Annotated in this window: 16 protein-coding genes; 13 read left to right on the forward strand and 3 right to left on the reverse strand. The window is 43.2% G+C overall.

All coding sequences use genetic code 11. The annotated features are described in order from the left end of the window. The first annotated feature begins 8 nt into the window (after window positions 1-8). The gene (locus tag AC0VYC_RS01730) at window positions 9-731 is read left to right on the forward strand and encodes an SDR family oxidoreductase (RefSeq protein ID WP_110487696.1); all 723 of its coding nucleotides are present in this window, start codon (window positions 9-11) and stop codon (window positions 729-731) included. A gap of 47 nt (window positions 732-778) precedes the next feature. Here AC0VYC_RS01730 and AC0VYC_RS01735 read toward each other — a convergent pair whose 3' ends face one another. Beyond that, complete coding sequence (locus AC0VYC_RS01735; RefSeq protein ID WP_144679683.1) at window positions 779-1,906, reverse strand: M20 peptidase aminoacylase family protein; 1,128 nt, start codon at window positions 1,904-1,906, stop codon at window positions 779-781. A 153-nt stretch (window positions 1,907-2,059) separates the two neighbouring features. On the opposite strand from AC0VYC_RS01735, the gene AC0VYC_RS01740 reads away from it, so the two are divergent. The 3 genes from AC0VYC_RS01740 to AC0VYC_RS01750 all read left to right on the forward strand — a co-directional run bounded on the left by AC0VYC_RS01740 (window position 2,060) and on the right by AC0VYC_RS01750 (window position 6,320). Further along, a complete protein-coding gene (locus tag AC0VYC_RS01740) occupies window positions 2,060-3,490 on the forward strand; it encodes a YfcC family protein (protein WP_007498311.1) in 1,431 nt (476 codons plus the stop codon). A gap of 216 nt (window positions 3,491-3,706) precedes the next feature. Further along, the gene (locus tag AC0VYC_RS01745) at window positions 3,707-4,654 is read left to right on the forward strand and encodes an L-lactate dehydrogenase (RefSeq protein ID WP_475389263.1); all 948 of its coding nucleotides are present in this window, start codon (window positions 3,707-3,709) and stop codon (window positions 4,652-4,654) included. Between the two features lie 43 nt (window positions 4,655-4,697). Next, window positions 4,698-6,320 carry an L-lactate permease gene (locus tag AC0VYC_RS01750; protein WP_475389265.1) on the forward strand — a complete coding sequence of 541 codons (1,623 nt, stop codon included), beginning with the start codon at window positions 4,698-4,700 and terminating at the stop codon, window positions 6,318-6,320. Window positions 6,321-6,372: 52 nt separating this feature from the next. Here the strand turns inward: AC0VYC_RS01750 and AC0VYC_RS01755 are convergent, their stop codons facing one another. After that, window positions 6,373-7,362 (reverse strand): LacI family DNA-binding transcriptional regulator, encoded by a 990-nt coding sequence (locus AC0VYC_RS01755; RefSeq protein ID WP_255816840.1) that lies wholly within the window; start codon window positions 7,360-7,362, stop codon window positions 6,373-6,375. 109 nt (window positions 7,363-7,471) lie between these two features. On the opposite strand from AC0VYC_RS01755, the gene AC0VYC_RS01760 reads away from it, so the two are divergent. The 7 genes from AC0VYC_RS01760 (at window position 7,472) to AC0VYC_RS01790 (ending at window position 14,449) form a co-directional block, all read left to right on the forward strand. After that, window positions 7,472-8,797 (forward strand): DegT/DnrJ/EryC1/StrS family aminotransferase, encoded by a 1,326-nt coding sequence (locus tag AC0VYC_RS01760; protein WP_256688979.1) that lies wholly within the window; start codon window positions 7,472-7,474, stop codon window positions 8,795-8,797. Next, on the forward strand, window positions 8,772-9,638 hold the full coding sequence (locus AC0VYC_RS01765; RefSeq protein WP_203144078.1) for an HAD-IIB family hydrolase: 867 nt from the start codon (window positions 8,772-8,774) through the stop codon (window positions 9,636-9,638). The genes AC0VYC_RS01760 and AC0VYC_RS01765 overlap by 26 nt, the downstream gene beginning before the upstream one ends. Next, window positions 9,635-10,681, forward strand: a complete 1,047-nt coding sequence (locus tag AC0VYC_RS01770) for a Gfo/Idh/MocA family protein (RefSeq protein WP_007498302.1) — start codon at window positions 9,635-9,637, stop codon at window positions 10,679-10,681. The genes AC0VYC_RS01765 and AC0VYC_RS01770 overlap by 4 nt, the downstream gene beginning before the upstream one ends. A gap of 57 nt (window positions 10,682-10,738) precedes the next feature. Beyond that, window positions 10,739-11,926 (forward strand): MFS transporter, encoded by a 1,188-nt coding sequence (locus AC0VYC_RS01775; RefSeq protein ID WP_369456767.1) that lies wholly within the window; start codon window positions 10,739-10,741, stop codon window positions 11,924-11,926. Window positions 11,927-12,051: 125 nt separating this feature from the next. After that, window positions 12,052-12,681, forward strand: coding sequence for a LysE family translocator (locus AC0VYC_RS01780; protein WP_081114636.1), 630 nt, complete (start codon window positions 12,052-12,054; stop codon window positions 12,679-12,681). 121 nt (window positions 12,682-12,802) lie between these two features. Beyond that, window positions 12,803-13,186, forward strand: a complete 384-nt coding sequence (locus AC0VYC_RS01785) for a UPF0715 family protein (protein WP_138278070.1) — start codon at window positions 12,803-12,805, stop codon at window positions 13,184-13,186. Window positions 13,187-13,690: 504 nt separating this feature from the next. Beyond that, window positions 13,691-14,449 (forward strand): YqcI/YcgG family protein, encoded by a 759-nt coding sequence (locus AC0VYC_RS01790; protein ID WP_035703119.1) that lies wholly within the window; start codon window positions 13,691-13,693, stop codon window positions 14,447-14,449. On the opposite strand, the gene AC0VYC_RS01795 is transcribed toward AC0VYC_RS01790, so the two are convergent. After that, window positions 14,444-15,793, reverse strand: coding sequence for an amino acid permease (locus tag AC0VYC_RS01795; protein ID WP_475389269.1), 1,350 nt, complete (start codon window positions 15,791-15,793; stop codon window positions 14,444-14,446). The two genes, AC0VYC_RS01790 and AC0VYC_RS01795, sit on opposite strands and share 6 nt — an antisense overlap. An 82-nt stretch (window positions 15,794-15,875) precedes the next feature. On the opposite strand from AC0VYC_RS01795, the gene AC0VYC_RS01800 reads away from it, so the two are divergent. Together AC0VYC_RS01800 and nadE are read left to right on the forward strand one after the other, a co-directional pair. Beyond that, complete coding sequence (locus AC0VYC_RS01800; RefSeq protein ID WP_024718981.1) at window positions 15,876-16,472, forward strand: DUF1989 domain-containing protein; 597 nt, start codon at window positions 15,876-15,878, stop codon at window positions 16,470-16,472. 195 nt (window positions 16,473-16,667) lie between these two features. After that, a complete protein-coding gene (gene nadE / locus AC0VYC_RS01805; protein WP_024718980.1) occupies window positions 16,668-17,489 on the forward strand; it encodes an ammonia-dependent NAD(+) synthetase in 822 nt (273 codons plus the stop codon). Window positions 17,490-17,715 lie beyond the last annotated feature (226 nt).

Here is a 17,715-nt window from a genome sequence, read left to right on the forward strand (position 1 = left end):
GAGGAAGCATGAGTAAAAACTATATCATATTTGGTGCGAGTCAAGGATTAGGGGATGCCTTTGTAAAAGGTCTTCCTTCAAGTGGAGATACAGTATGGATTGTGTCACGAAGTGAACCAAGCAGTTTGAATATAGATGACGGAGTGCGTAGAATCTGGCTGAAGATCGATTTATCAAGCCAAACCCATATCCCTTTTATGCTCGAAGCATTGAAGAATCAAACAATTGATGTACTCATTTATAACGTCGGTTTATGGGAAAAACGCGGCTTTGAAGATGATTATTCTTTCGATTTTGATCAACCGGAGGATATCGCTCATTTAATCAATGTGAACGTTACCTCAACGATTACCTACATCCAAGCTCTGCTTCCGCACGTAAGGACATCTGAGAATGGAAAGATCATCGTCATTGGTTCTACTGCGGGACTTGACCATACGAATTTGTCTCAGGTTTCTTTTGTTGCTTCTAAATTTGGGCTTCGTGGTATTGTGAACGCACTAAGAGAGCACGTGAGGAAAGATAAAATATCCGTTACCTGTATCAATCCAGGAGAGCTGGCGGCAGAAGTTCCGTACGAAGATGGCGCTGAAAAAGCCATTGCTCTGTATGATGAAACGAGAATACCTGTACAAGATATTGTCGAGCTGGCAAGGTGTGTCATTCATCTATCCAGGGTGTCCTGTGTCAAAGAAATCAATGTACCGGCAATGACAGATGTGAATGCGTAAAATAAAGGAGACCACCCTCTTCAGGAAAGACGGGTGGTTTTTTTATTTTACGATGAATGCTGCTGAAGTGTTTCGTATACAGCTTCCGTCAAAATCTCAATGCCGGTAAAAATGGCAGAGCGGTCAAATGTCATATAAGGATGGTGAAGCCCTGGTTTTAAATCACAGCCTAAACCAAGCATCGTCGATTTAATATGCGGAACTTCAGCTGCATAAAAATGAAAGTCCTCTCCGCCTGTCGTCACGATCGGTGGATCGAGCTGTTCTTTGCCTAGCACTTGCTCTATGGCATGTGACATGATCTCCACAGCTTCTTCATTTAATGTCGCAGCTGGAAGACGATGATCAGTTGAAAGTGTGATAGAGGCGCCAAAAGCATCCGCTACAGAATGGCATGCTCTTTCAATTTCCTTTTCTAATTCATCCATCACTTCGTTTGTCTGTGCCCGAACGTCGAGTGTAAAAGAGGCCTTGCCAGGGATGATGTTGGAGCTGCCACCGCCTGCATTTAAATTGGTCATTTTCACAGAATGGGCGACTCGTGGATCGACATGGATATGCGCCAGTCTCTGCACAAGCGTAGATGCAACTTCGATGACGTTGACCCCAAGGTGCGGGCGTGCACCGTGTGCTTCCTCCCCTAGAATGGTCCCGACGTAATGATTACTTGATCCGTGCAAAATGGCAGGAGCGCAGCGTCCGTTTAAGGTTTCTTGAATTGGGCGCACATGCACCCCGTATAAATAATCGACGTCAGCTAACACACCTTTTTCGATCATCTTTAAAGCGCCGCCTCCTCTTTCTTCGGCAGGCTGAAAAATGAATCGGATCGTGCCACTTGGGAGTTTTTTTTCTTTCAATGCCATGAATGTCCCAAGTGCCATCGTCATATGTGCATCGTGTCCGCATGAATGGTTGGCTTGAAATACACCATCTACTTCCTGCCACAGTGCGTCAATATCGGCTCTCACAGCAACCACTGGTGCGCCTTCCCCAATTTCACCGATTACCCCTGTACAGTCTTCAAATGTTCTCGTTTTACAGCCTAATTTCTTTAATAGAGCTTCAATATAAGCTGTCGTATTTGTCTCTTCCCAGCTGATTTCTGGATGGGCGTGCAGATGTTCAAAGATGTCTGTTACGGTTTGTTTCATCTCGTTTGTCAAAGTTGTCATGAGAAGCCTCCTTGCTGACAGATAATCTGCCAAAACATTCTTTTAGTGAAATAATATTGATCTTAAATATCATCAGTGTTTATAATATAACACATCATTTTATTATTCAGAAAATTAAGTGAAATTCCGATCGGGACAAAGGGGTTTTGACAGATGAAAACAGCGACAGTATCAGCACCTGAGAAACAAAAAAGAAAACTTCAGATGCCGGATGCATATGTACTCTTATTTATGATTGCTTTAATTTGTACGATCGCAACGTATTTTGTACCAGCCGGTGAATTTGATCGGAAAACGTCAGGAGAGATCACAACAGCTGTTCCTGGCAGTTATCACCGTATTGATCAATCACCAGTTAGTCCGGTTGGTTTTTTTACAGCGATTCAAGAAGGGATGGTTGGTTCATCCTCTATTATTTTTCTGATTCTTTTTACTGGCGGAACCATTGCGATTTTAGAAAAGACAGGTGCCATTAACGGGATGATTCACAATGTCATCAGCCGGTTCCAAACGAAACAGCTATTGTTTATTTGTATTGTTGGCGGATTGTTTTCTGTACTTGGGACGACCGGAATTGTGGTGAACTCGGTCATTGGTTTTATTCCTATTGGGATCATTGTGGCACGTTCTTTAAAGTGGGATGCAGTGGCGGGAGCGGCGGTTATTTACATCGGCTGTTATGCAGGTTTTAACGCAACTATTTTGTCTCCATCTCCATTAGGTTTATCACAAACGATTGCAGAACTGCCGATTTTTTCTGGTATTGGGCTGCGTGTCATCATTTATCTTTGTTTTCTCCTATCTAGTATTGTGTACATCTATTTATATACAAAACGCTTGAAAAATAAAGAAAAGGGAAGCCTGCTTGGTGACGAGTGGTTTCCAGCTAAAGGGCTAGGAGGAGCTGATGCGGAATCTGTGGACAAGCCTGAATTCACCGGTAGACATAAGCTGATTTTAGCGGTGTGCGGTTTGTCGCTTGGGGGTTTTTTATATGGTGCGCTTCAGCTCGGCTGGACCGATAAGGAAATGGCTGGTGTATTCATTTTCATGGCAATTGCTGCTGGTCTGCTTGGGGGATTAGCTGCCAATGATATTGCAAAAACGTTTATTGTCGGCTGTCAAAGCCTTGTATACGGCGCACTCATTGTCGGCATGGCACGCTGCATTTCAGTCATTTTGGAAAACGGCAAGCTGCTTGATACTGTGGTGAATGGGCTTGCGAGTATGCTGACAGGGTTTAGTCCAATCGCTGGTGCGATCGGCATGTATATCGCCAGTGCGCTCCTTCACTTTTTGATTTCATCAGGATCAGGAGAAGCGGTTGTTTTTATACCGATTCTTGCGCCGCTTGCTGATTTAATGGGTATCACGAGACAAGTAGCGGTAGAAGCAGTGATGCTCGGTGAAGGGGTGGTCAACTGCGTGAATCCGACTTCAGGTGTGTTGATGGCTGTCTTGGCTGCAAGTGGGATTCCATACGTGAAATGGCTGCGTTTTATGGTGCCGCTTGCGCTCATTTGGTTCGTCATCGGCCTTGTCTTTATTTGTATCGGTGTCATGATCAATTGGGGACCTTATTAAATAAGAAAGAAGCTGCCAAAGAGTGTTTGGCGGCTTTTTTCTTATGAGAAAATGTATGGGGACAGCAGTTTAAAACCACAATAAGAGTGTTCACAAAATGGCTACATTATTTTTTTGAGCAATCCCCTTGCAAAAGTTTGTGAAGTATTGCACAATAAGAATGTGAAATACTTCACATATAAAAACAACCTAGTTTTACTCAGGAGGATGAGATAAATGACAAACGAAAAAGTAAACAAAGTAGCACTTATTGGAGCAGGTTTTGTCGGCAGCAGTTATGCCTTTACATTAATAAATCAAGCGATCACAGATGAATTGGTAGTCATCGATTTGAATCAAGATAAAGCAATGGGTGATGTCATGGATTTAAACCACGGGAAAGCATTCGCCCCGCATCCTGTGAATACTTGGTATGGAGATTATGAGGATTGTCAGGATGCTGACATTGTATGTATCTGCGCTGGTGCAAACCAAAAGCCAGGTGAAACGAGACTTGATCTTGTTGAGAAAAATTTAAATATATTTAAAGGCATTGTAGACAATGTGATGAAAAGCGGATTCGATGGTATTTTCTTAGTTGCTACGAACCCAGTTGATATTTTGACATATGCGACTTGGAAATTCAGCGGACTGCCAAAAGAACGAGTGGTTGGTAGTGGAACAACGCTTGATACGGCAAGATTCAGATACATGCTTAGTGAGTACTTTGAAGCAGCGGCGCACAATGTGCATGCGTACATCATTGGAGAGCATGGGGATACAGAGCTTGCTGTTTGGAGCCATGCGAATATCGGAAGTGTACCGATCACAGAATTAATGAAGAGAAATGACCAATACAAACAAGAAGATTTAGACGACATCATGGAAAATGTCCGTCATGCCGCTTACCAAATCATTGAGAAAAAAGGCGCGACTTATTACGGTGTAGCGATGAGTTTAGCCCGTATTACTAGAGCCATTTTACACAATGAAAACAGCATTTTGACTGTCAGCACTTATTTAGATGGAGAATACGGAGCAGAAGATGTCTACATTGGTGTACCTGCCCTCGTGAACCGAAATGGTGCAACAGAAGTGATGGAGCTCGCACTGAATGACACAGAAAAAGAAAAGTTCGCACACAGTGTGAATGTGTTAAAAGAAATTTTAGCTCCTCATTTTTAATCAATCAAAGGCAACCTATCTGAGCAGAAAAGGATGAATCACTATGTGGCAGCAAATATATGATCCGTTTGGTAATGAGTTCGTCAGTGCATTGGTGGCCATGCTTCCAATCTTGTTTTTTCTACTTGCATTAACTGTATTTAAGTTAAAAGGTGTATTAGCCGCTTGTTTTACCTTGATCGTCAGTTTTGTAACAGCTGTTTTCTTCTTTCATATGCCAATTGAAAAAGCATTCTCTGCTGTGGTGCTCGGTGTATCTAATGGGCTGTGGCCGATTGGATATATCGTCATCATGGCCGTATGGCTCTATAAAATTGCTGTGAAGTCTGGAAAGTTTGATGTCATTCGTTCTAGTATTGCAGGAATTTCTCAAGATCAACGGTTACAGCTCTTATTAATTGGTTTTAGTTTTAACGCATTTTTAGAGGGAGCCGCTGGATTCGGTGTACCGATTGCGATTAGTGCCGCTCTTTTAACAGAGCTTGGGTTTAAACCACTGAAAGCCGCCATGCTCTGCTTGATTGCAAATGCTGCGTCTGGCGCTTTTGGTGCAGTAGGTATTCCGGTTATTACAGGGGCGCAAATGGGAAATATGACGCCGCTTGAGCTGTCTCAAACCCTTGTGTACACCATTCCGTTTATTTCTTTCTGTATTCCGTTTCTGCTTATTCTCATTGTAGACGGCTTTAAGGGGATCAAAGAAACACTTCCAGCCTTGCTTGTTGTGAGTGGAAGCTATGCGATTCTGCAGGCTGTTACAATGGTCACGATGGGTCCTGAGCTTGCCAATATTATTTCAGCTTTAGCGAGTATGGGAATTTTGGCTTTATTTCTTCGAAAATGGCAGCCGAAACATATTTATCGTGAAGCAGGGGCACCAGCCATTGAGAAGAAACAAACGTATAGCGGGGTTGAGGTGCTGAAAGCATGGTCTCCGTTTTATATTTTAACTGCCGTCATTACTGTATGGAGCCTACCAGCTTTTAAAGCATTATTTGCTGAAGGAGGACTGCTCAACTGGACAACCATTTTAGTGAAAATGCCGTTTCTGCATCAGCAAATTGTGAAATTACCGCCAATTGCTCAAACAGAAACACCGATTGATGCGATCTTTAAAATTGATGTTATTAGTGCAACAGGTACCGCTATTCTAATTGCAGTGATGCTGACAGGATTGTTCAGCAGACATATTACATTAAAAGAAGGGGCTGCCTGCTTAAATGCAGCGGTCAAAGAGCTTTGGGTCCCTGTTCTTACGATTTGTTTTGTCATGGGCTTTGCCAACTTGGCGAACTTTGCAGGTCTAAGTTCTGCTATCGGACTAGCGCTTGCTAAAACAGGCGATTTATTCCCGCTTGTCAGCCCAGTGCTTGGCTGGATCGGCGTGTTTATTACGGGATCTGTTGTGAGTAACAATGCCTTATTCGGTAACCTTCAAGCAGTCACCGCTTCTCAAATCGGCTCTCAGGCAGGTTTGTTAATCGGGGCAAATACGACCGGTGGTGTGATGGCGAAATTAATTTCTCCACAATCCATTGCCATTGCAACAGCAGCTGTTGGAGAAACAGGTAAAGAATCTGAGCTCTTCCAAAAAACAGTGAAGTACAGCTTCATTTTGCTCGGCATCGTATGTATATGGACATTCATTCTTGCTCAATTTATATAGGTTGATCGATTGATTGAAAAATGGAAGACTGAGAGATTTCTCAGTCTTTTTTTTATGTGGATTCTCGTGTGACAAGCCGAGTAGGTAGCTGAATATGTTCACGTTGTAATGGTTTTTGATCTTGGAGCAGCTGAATCATTTGTTTTACAGCCTGCTGGCCGAGCTCGACGATGGGGATGTCGATGGTCGTGATCGTTGGTGCTGTCACCTCACAAATGTCTTGATTGTCATAACCGATCACCGCTAAATCCTTAGGAATGTGATATCCATATGAAATGGCTTGTTTAATGAGGCCTGCTGCCACTTGATCATTGCCGGTGAAAATCGCATCCGGCGCATCCGGCATCCGGTGGATTAAGTCCATTAAACGAAAGCCGTCCTCAATGGTAAAAGCCTCGCCGAACAGCCAATCTTCTTTAAGCGGCAAACCGTGATCAGAAAGCGCATCAAGATAGCCTTGCTTTCTTTGTTTTTGCGCTTCACTGCTTTCTGTATCAAAGCAAAATCCAATGGATGTACGCCCTGATTGAATCAAGTAGTCAACCGCTTTATAAGCAGCTTCCCGCTCATCATATCCGATAATCGGAATGTCTGCTGTTTGATGAAATTCATTTGCCATGACGATCGGGCCGTTTGCTAAAAATGGCTCGATTGTTGCCCACTTATTTTCTAACGCCCCCAATATGACACCATCTACTTCTTTTCTTTTTAATAATTGAAGCCCTTCAAGTTCTGCTGATTCTTGATAAAACGTCTGGAGCACGATGGCTTTATACCCTTGATCCAGCGCTTCCTTTGAAATGCCTTTAATCAATTGTGCAAAAAAAGGATGGTCCACAGCTGGAACAGACACAGCAATGGTTTTTGTCTGATGTGACCGAAGGGTGCGGGCCGCTGAGCTTGGTGTATACTCCATTTCCTTCATCACCTGTAAAATGTGCTGGCGCTTTTCTTCGGATACATATGGATGGTTGTTCAGCACCCGAGAAACAGTGGTCGTTGAAACTCCGCAGCGTTTGGCAATTTCATAAATTGTACACATATTAACAAATCCTTTACACAAAGTTATTGTTCTGAAATCGATAACATCATTTACAATGTGAAACAAGTTAAATATTAACAAATGGAATTGATTAATTGGAGGGAATGGAATGCAAATATTGACGAAGATATCAGGTAAAAGCAAGGATTATCTACCGTTGCTGGATATGATCAATCAAGGTGTTCAAGTAAAGGCTGATTCAGTTGAAAAGAATCTAGCGAATGATAAGCTTGCTGCGTTCCTTGAGCAAGATATTGCGCGTACAGGTTTGGAAAAAATTCTCTTCCATTATAAACAAAATAAGGAAAAAAAGATACCGTTCCTGCCGGTCGATAAACTGATTTCAGAGGATGAGATTGATGATATTATGCAGGTGCTGAAAGAAGTATTAAGTTCAGGCCGTTTTACATCAGGCCCTTATATTCCAAAGTTTGAAAAGACGCTCGCAGCGTACTTAGGGAAAAAATATGTCATTGCCACATCAAGTGGAACAGATGCCTTGATGATCAGTTTAATATCAGCAGGCGTCCATCCTGGAGATGAGGTCATCCTACCTGCCAACAGCTTTGCTGCAACAGAAAATGCAGTGCTTGCGATTGGTGCGGTTCCAGTCTATGCCGATATTGATCCAGACACCTACTGCCTAGCGCCGAATGAAATAGAAAAGCATATCACAGATAAGACAGTATGTATTCTCCCGGTTCATTTGTATGGAAAGCAAGCGGATATGAAGGCCATTTCGACAATTGCGAAACGGCATGGTCTATCGATCATTGAGGATGGCTGTCAGGCGATTGGCAGCAGCGAGCTTGGGGCATTTGGGGATGGACTTGTTCTCAGCTTTAATCCTTACAAAAACCTTGGAGTTTGCGGAAAGGCAGGAGCCATCGCGACAAATGATGAAGCCCTAGCCGAAAAATGCATGGAAATCAGCTATCACGGTTTTGAACCAGGAAAGAAAAACGTGAAGCGCAGTGACTATGGCTTTAATTCCAAGATTGATAACTTACAGGCCGCAATCGGACTAGAACGAATGAAATATTTAGGTTTGCAAAACTTTAAACGCTTTTACTTGGCAAAGAGATACATAGATCAGCTGCAAACGCTGGAAGACGAAGGCTATATTAAGCTTCCGAAGCTGACAGACGATCATGTATGGCATCTATTCCCGATCAGAGTGGTGAAGGGGAGCCGAGATGAGCTGGCAGAGAAATTACTGGAAATGGGCATAGAAACAGACGTCTATTACCCAATTTTATCGCATCAGCATCAAACGAATCTTGTTTCTCAAAAGTATAAACAAACGGCACTTCCACATACGGAAAAAGCCGTACAGCAATTACTCCACTTACCGCTTTACCCAGGTATGCCGCTGCAAGATCAGGAGAAAGTCATCGAGGGGGTCCATCATGTTATCAAATCTTCCATTCAATAAAAAGCTTTTGCATCAACCGCAACATCCGCAGTGGATCGTCTTCTGTGATTTCGATGAGACCTACTATTCTCACGGAATGACCGAGGAGCAGAGAGAGGATGTAAAACGGCTGGAAGCTTTTGTGGCAGAAAAGAGCGAAGCCGGCCAGCTCATGCTGGGCTGGGTGACGGGAAGCAGCCTTGATTCTGTTACGAGCAAAATGGAGAAAGGCGGTTTCTATCAATTCCCGCATTTTATTGCGTCGAATTTAGGAACTGAAATCGTGTATACATCAGATGGGAAATTTGGACAGCCGGATGCAGAATGGATGAAACGGCTTGATGCACAGGGCTTTTCAGACGAAAAAATTGAAGGTATTCTGCAAGCCGTACGTGAAAAGGGGATCACCCTTAGGCCGCAAACGCAGCTAGGCAGCTCTGGGTATAAAAAGAATTTCTATTATCAGGAGCAGGATGAACGAACAGATCTCCATCATCTATCGTTCATCCAAACACTTGCGAAGGAGCAGGGTGTGGCGGTGAACATCAACAAATGCAACCCACTTGCGGGTGACCCTGCGGATTGCTATGACGTTGATTTTTTACCAGTGGGAACAGGAAAGGATGAAATCGTTCGGTTTATGCTGAATCAATATAACCTGTCAAAAGATAAGGGCTTTGCTTTTGGTGATAGTGGGAATGATCTGCGGATGCTTCAATCCGTCACGCACGGCTTTCTTGTCCAAAATGCAACAGCCGAAGCCAAACGGCACCATCATCAAATTTGTCATCATGGGTATGCAAAAGGAATCTATGAAACATTGAAAACAGTGATGTATAAACATGAGGAGGCACATTCATGAAGAAAATTGGAATTGTTGGAGCAGGGAATATTGCAAAAGCACATGCTAGAGCATTATCAACGATCAAAGGTGCAGAATTATCTGGGGTCTATGACTTGCACGAATCCGTCGCACAAGGATTTATTAAACAGTACGGCGGACGGGTGTATGCCAGTATCGAAACACTAGCGGATGCATCAGATGGATTGATCATTGCTTCCCCTAACTTCTGTCACAAGGACCATGCCCTTCAGGCGCTTAGAGCAGGACAGCCGATTTTATGTGAAAAACCGATGGCTGTATCGTTAAAAGAAGCGAAGGAAATGGTGGAGACAGCCAAACAGTTCCAGGTTCAAGCCAGTATGGGCTTTAACTATCGCTATTTATCCTTTGTGAATATTTTGAAGAACTTGATCGCCAATGGTGAATTAGGACGCGTTTTGACAGTACGGACACATTTTAAGAAAAATAGTGCTCTTAGAAGAAAGACATTTTCGTGGAGAGACAGCGGCGAAAGTCTGCGTACAAGCGGGGCTTTAGGAGATTTAGGGATTCATTTGATTGATATGCTGTGGTACTTATTTGGCAGTGAAATGAAAAAAGAATCCCTTAATACGAAGATGCTGACACATGTAAAGGAAAAAGAAGAGAAAAAGGTACAGGTTGATGACCATACCGAAATTTTTGGGCAAATGGAGAATCAAGTGTTCTTTCATTTGGTGACGTCCAAAAGTACGCAGCCGGAGGAATGTGGATTTAGTGTAGAAGTAGTGGGGCATGACAAGGTTTTTAAATACCATACAAACATGAAAAACGAATATGAGATCAGTGATGGTTTGTGTGTAGAGCGTCATCAAATGCCGCAAACATTGCTGACAGATCCACCAAATGAATTTTATGGATGGTCTGATACATTCCGTGATCAGCTGATGCATTGGGTAAATACAAACTCATATCCATCTCATATGAAGGTAGCTGATTTTGAAGATGGTTATCGCGCGCAGGCTGCGCTGAATACGTGCTTCGAGAGGGAAGAGGCTGTCGTCTCTGCCCGCGCATATTAATGAAGAGGTGGAGCGGAGGATATCATGACTCCGCTCCTTTTTAGAGGAAGTGAAAAGATGAAAAAGGTGTTTTATTTTGGCTGTATCTTTTATTTTTTTATTGGGACCATTCATGTGTTTTTTGGCAGTTTAACGCCTTATTTGCTGTCTAGTTATGATAAGGGTCCTGGGGAATTATCTTCTTTAATCTTCTTTCAGTTTATTGGCTTTTTGACAGGCGTTCTTTTGTCGCCCATTCTTGTGAGGAAAAAAGGCTACGGCGCTGTTCTGACGATGGGATTGCTGCTGATGATCGGAGCGCTTCTTCTTGGCCTTTTGGTGCCAGGTTGGACGATTCTTGTGGTGGCAGGTTTTTTCCTTGGGAGCGGTGCTGGCAGTCTTGAGACAACGGCCGGGGCGTATGTCATTTCAATGGCAAACAGTGCAAAGCGAATCAGCATCATGGAGGTCTTTTTTGGATTAGGTGCATTATTATTTCCACTATTGATTCTGCTGACTGTGACAGAGGAAACGTGGCATTATGTATTTTTATTTCAAGTCGGTGCACTGACTTTTTTCCTTATGCTGTGGCTTACTTTTATGAATAAACTCCCTCGTGGACAGATGGCAGCTCCTTCTCAAGACATGAAGAAACCATCTTTGCTGTTTGATCGAGGGAATCGAATGATTGTGGTGATTATGATCTGTTTTGCGTGTTTCTACGCAGGAATTGAAACGAACTTTGCGAACTTTTTACCGTCGATCATGCTAGAAAAAGGGGGAGACAACTGGGGTCTTTTTGCGGTCTCTACTTTTTGGACAGCGATCGTCATTGGCAGAACTGTCATTGCGAGAAAAGCCGATCAGTTGCATCCGCTGCGTTTTTTAAAGTTAAGCGCAGCGCTGATGATTGTGCTGCTCGCCGTATTTGCTCTAGCCACCCACATCGCCGCGCAGCTAATTCTTATCTTTTTCATCGGTCTGTGCGCAGCTGGCATGTTCCCCATTGCCTTGACGGCATCTGCATTAATGATTGAAAATGCCATCGACGAGGCCACGAGTTATTTTATTGCCGCCGCTAGTTTAGGTGGAGCTTGTTTGTCCTTTTTGATTGGGTTTAGCCTTGAGTGGGCAGGTGCGGCAAGCGCCGTCTTTGTTTTCGCCTTTTTAGCTGTTCTCCTTTTTGCGGCTGCCATTCAAATGAATCGATCTTGGAAAAAAGAAACCATACCCACACAGCCGCCGGCGATGAAAGCCGATCGATAAACAGCTGACCTGGTGGCTCCTCCTTTTGTATAGCATATCTTCAGAAAAGGTGACGAAGGACTTGTACTAAAACAACGAAAGCGTGAATAACATGTACAAGTCAGCATCAAAAGGAGGACGTCTATGTGGCGGTGTTTTTTGGTTATATCTTTTTAGGGTTGTCACTTTCAGCGCCTGTTGGGCCAGTCAATGCAGCCCAAATCGACAGAGGAATTAAAAGTGGATTTTGGCACGCTTGGATTTTTGGTGTGGGGGCTATGGCTGCGGATATTGTCTATATGCTCCTCATCTATTTTGGTGTCGCCCAGCTTTTGACTGCACCTCTTGTGAAAACCTTTTTGTGGCTGTTCGGCTTTTTCGTTCTGACCTATACCGGTATTGAAAGCCTTCGTAAAATCAATTTGCAGGAAAGCCCAAAGAAGGATGGAGGAAACACGTCGATCGGGCATTCGTTCATGACGGGATTTTTTATTTCTCTTTCCAATCCGCTTAGTATTTTATTTTGGCTTGGAATTTATGGAAGTATTTTGGCCAATACGATTGAAAAGTATGGAGCATCTCAAATGCTGATGTACAGCATGGCTATTTTTATCGGCATGCTCATATGGGATTTCTGTATGGCGCTGCTTGCCAGTACGTTTAGACGGTATTTAAATGAACGAATTTTGCACGGCTTATCCGTTCTGGCAGGTCTCTCTTTACTTGGCTTCGGTGCCTATTTTGGATATCAAGGAATCATGGCGCTCATTGGATAGAAAGGTTGATAAGAAAAAGGGCTAAAATCTAAATCATTTTAGCCCTTTTTTATATTTGACAGAAATAGGACACTCTTCAATAATGATGGAAGAGATACATAAAATTGAAGGAGTTTTTGCCATGCGTATGTTCCTGCCAGCATTCAACTATGTGTGTATGCTGATTTTGTCTGTGATCACAGCGACATTTGTTTATACCATGTTGTTTGCCCCACCTGAATCCAGATTCAGTTATGTGGAGGTCACCAGTCTTTTCATTTTGATCGCTTATGTCCTATTTGCTACACCTATCCAAATGGTTTTACACCGTCATCCTGAGAAGTTTCGACGCCGTGATTTATTGGTTTATTTTATCGGGGCGTGGGTGGTTTGTACGGCGCTCGCATTATGGATTGATTATGGTGTTGTCGTCTTTATTAGCTACAAAGTTTATCTATTTAGCTTTTGCGCGGCCTTCATTTATTGGCTGCTTGATTCCGCCTTTTTAAAGAAGAAACAATCATAAAGGCTTTTCCCGTTTTTTCTCTTGAACATGAACGTGTATGACCTTCGAGAATCCGCTTGATACAAAAGCAAAAGCCGTCATCAGAAGGACCCAATATAGATTGCTAAGGTCAAATCCAGTATAAGCGAAGATGAAAATCATCGAAATCACGGACGTTAATATGAGGACAGGCCATATCCGTTTAAATAGCAGATAACCAACAAATCCCCAAAGGAAAGCCATCATTGGTAGTGTAAATAAGATCAGATACATCGGATGGAGAAAAAGAAGACGCATGTCATTCACCCATTTCTTTTATAATGACCAACTCTATTAGATAGAGGCGGCTAAATGATGATATGCAGAAGCATACTCATACATGATTAGATAAATGGAAGTGAATTCCTGCCTCATCTGGCAAATCAACTACCTTGTGAATGTCCGTGAAAGTCGTTGAAGGACAGTCACCACAGCTTTTTCCTCCTCATAGGCTATGGAGAAGACGCTAAAACGAGGTGGAAGAAAATGGCCCAGCTGTATGCAAAAAGTTGCCTTGATCAAAATCTACGATCACTCGAAGAATGGAAGCAGGATGCCTTCACACAGTTTGGAGAGATGGTAGGGGATGAGGCAGATACATTTCCGTGTGTACCAGGCAGACAAGGATTTTTTCTCGATCATTTACGCTATGGATTTGTCGGTGACCTGCGGGGAGACGGGGCAGTGAATGAGTTAGCAGAGCTGCTAAAAGAATATCAAGGCTGCGCTAAACAAACTGGTCAATACGCTTCATTTATCTGCTTTTTTGAAACTCCGCAGGATTTAAAGGAAAGCCCAATTGAAGAATTTGAGCAGCAGTTCTGGTCATTGCTTCAACGGTTACATCAAAAAGATGAAGTGCCATGGCCAGCGGAGATTCCACTGGACCCTCATCACCATGAATGGGAGTACTGTTTTCATGGCGAGGCTTATTTTATTCTGTGTTCAACACCAGCTCATAAGCTCAGAAAGAGCCGCCACTTTCCATATGTCATGATGGCATTTCAGCCCAGATGGGTGTTCGAAAAATTGAATGGATCGACCAAGTTTGGACAAAAAATGAGCCAGCTCGTTCGCAAGCGGCTCAAAGCATATGATCAAGTTGACGTCCATCCATCGTTAAAATGGTACGGTGATCCAACAAATCATGAATGGAAGCAATATTTTCTCCCAGATGAAGAGGCGGAGAAACCAGCCTCCGCCAAATGCCCATTTACTGCTTTAAAAAACATGATGAAATTATGATGCGGCCTGATCCTGTTTCCACTTTTTTCTCATAAAGAGTACCATGATGCCAATCACGGCGATGATCCCAATGCTTATAAAAAAGCCGGGTCGTCCGCTTGCCTCTGTCAGAGTGCCTGAAACAGCCGCACCAATTAAGAGCAGGGCAAGAACCGTTTCACACGTTTGGCGAGTGGATGGCTTTGACAGCTTTTTGCTCGAAAGCAGAATAAACACCCATGTGTATAAAAGAGTTAAACCGGCTGCTGTTGTGAGATGCTCATATATGTGTTTGGACAAAAAGAGTGCCAGCAAAATCGAGACAATCAATCCAGCAGCAGTTAACAAGATCGAAGACCATCTGACATGAGATGGTTCTTTTTGTTTAAAACAAGCAGGTGCATCCTGATGCTCCGACATCGTGCCAAGCAGTGTCGTGACCGCATAGAGCGAGGCAACCAATGTTGAAAACCCGGCAATAATGAAAATGCCATTAAAGATATGAAGGAAAATCGATAAATGAAATGGTTCCAGTGATGTAATAAATGGACTGCTATTCTCGTTAAAGGCTGTCACTGGCACAAGCAAAAGCGCAAGTCCGATGGAGACGATATAAATGACAGCAAGAATGATCAGCATCACACGTCCAGATTTTGCGGCGTCTTTCGGGTCTTTTAAATGAACCGCCATCAGCCCCATGACTTCAATTCCCCCGAAAGCATAAAACGCATAAATCAGCCCATTCCATAGACCGAGTGGGCCGAGCGGCATCCATTCATGGTCTTTATTTGGCAGGTGGAGGGTGGGCCTATGCTCTGTGAGAATGCCGCATAAAACAAGAACGGCAAGGACGACAAACAATAGGATCGCCCCGGTTTTCAGCACGGCAAGAACATTTTCCGTCTTTTGAAAAGAAGAAAGCCCAATGATAATCACAAGCAGGGCAAGAGCGGAATAAATCGCTGAAAATACCCAAAGTGGAATGGATGGAAACCAGTGACGAGTAAAAAGAGAAATCGCCGTCAGTTGACTCCCTGTGATCAGCATTTCTGAAAACCAATACACCCAGCCATTACTAAAACCCGCCCAGCGCCCATAGGCTTTTCGGGCATAGGAACAAAATGATCCCTTATCTGGGTTCTCGGCTGTCATCGCAGCCAGGTGTTTAAAGATGAGATATGTGCCGACTGCCGCAAGCAAAAATGAAATGCAGACGGAATAACCGGATTTTGTAATGGCGATGCTGGAACCAAGGAAGAAACCAGTGCCGATTGTACAGCCGACTCCGATAAGAGAAAGCTGCCACCAAGATAAAGATTGTTCTTCTTTCAATTTGTGTGCAACACCTTTCTGATTCAATAGCATTAGCTTGTGACCGCCTCTTTTTTTTATACATGATCAAGAGGACGTTTTGGGCATACTGTCAACATGGAAAGGAGTGCATGTGATGAACGGAGAATACGTGATTTTACCAAAGGATGGATTTGGCTTTCGGTTAGGAAAAGGACAATGTATGCGAGTGGTTGATGTCGAAGGGCAGCAAGTAGCAGACGTGATGGCCTATCATGAAAAGGATTTTTATGAAAAATTTGATCAAGGCGCTACAATGGATAGCCTGTTCTCTTCCAAGGTGAAAAAGGGAGATCAGCTTTATTCTAATTTATATAAACCAATGTTTACGGTCATCGAAGATACAGTCGAATGTCATGATTTATATATGCCTGCGTGCCGGCAAGAAATGTATCAGCTCTTATATGGGCGTACGCACCTAGAGGTCATGCATACATGCTACGATAATCTCAGAACGGCTTTTGAGCCATTCGGGATTCCAAAGGAGGATATGTATTATCCTTTTAATGCGTTTATGAATACAGTCATTGATGAGAAAGGAAAACTGTCTGTCGAGCTACCAAAATCGCTCCCTGGTGATTACATTCGTCTGCGTGCAGAAATGGACCTCATCGTCGCGGTGTCTGCATGTCCTGCCGACATTGGAAAATGCAATGGCTCAAGCTGTACATCCATTCGGGTGGAGATTGATTGAAAAGGAAAGACCAGTCAAAGAGACTTGGTCTATTTCGTTTGTGAATGTTTGATCATTTATGAAAAAGGGGAACGTCTAAAAAATATCTTTTTTCAAAACATGATATAATAAAGTGGCTAAAATCGTAGGTAAATCAATTGAAATGGAAGTAAAACCTGTTCTCTTCATGTAGAGGATGCTTAGGAGGAAAAGTGTATGAGTTTGCAGAAAAAAATCAGCCAAGAGTTGCATGTGCAGCCCTCAATTGACCCAAAGCAGGAGATCGAAAAACGGGTTGGATTTCTAAAGGCTTACTTGAAAAAGACCGGTGCAAAAGGATTCGTTCTCGGTATTAGCGGCGGACAGGATTCAACGCTTGCCGGCCGTCTCGCTCAGCTCGCTGTAAGTGAGCTTCGTCAAGAAGGAAAAGAGGATGCTGTCTTTATTGCAGTCCGCCTTCCGCATGGCACGCAGCAAGATGAAGACGATGCGCAGCTGGCTCTATCATTTATTCAGCCGGACAAGTCTTGGAAATATGATATCGCGCCTGCCGTGACGGCATTCAGTGAACAATATCAAAAGGAAACAGGCGGTGCGCTGTCTGATTTTAATAAAGGGAACGTCAAAGCACGCATGAGAATGATCGCACAGTATGCCGTCGGTGGACAGGAAGGCTTACTTGTCATTGGAACGGATCATGCAGCTGAAGCTGTCACTGGGTTCTTCACGAAGTATGGTGATGGCGGTGCAGATGTCCTTCCGCTTACAGGTCTGACGAAACGCCAAGGACGGACGCTACTAGAAGCGCTGCAAGCACCAGAGCGTCTATACTTAAAGAAACCAACAGCCGATCTGCTTGATGATAAACCTCAGCAAACGGATGAAACAGAACTTGGTATTACGTACAATGAAATTGATGATTACTTAGAAGGAAAACCAGTTTCAGATCAAGCAGCAGAAGCGATTGAAAAACGCTATGTTCAATCAGAACATAAACGTCAAGTACCAGCTTCTATGTTTGATGACTGGTGGAAATAAAATAAGTGACCTCTCCAGAAGATGGAGAGGTTTTTTTATGTCAAATTTCAGCTGAATTTGACAGAATGAAACGAAAATGGTTCATTAATTAGTAGAACGATCTACATAAGTCTGTTTGACTAAATAAAGGATAAATTGAAGAATAAGTGGTGAAATAATTAGTTCGATTCACTTAATTTCTCATCAAAAGACAGTATTTTCAGAAAAAATGATTGACGATAAAAAC

This window comes from Bacillus sp. iso_77 (assembly GCF_056173625.1).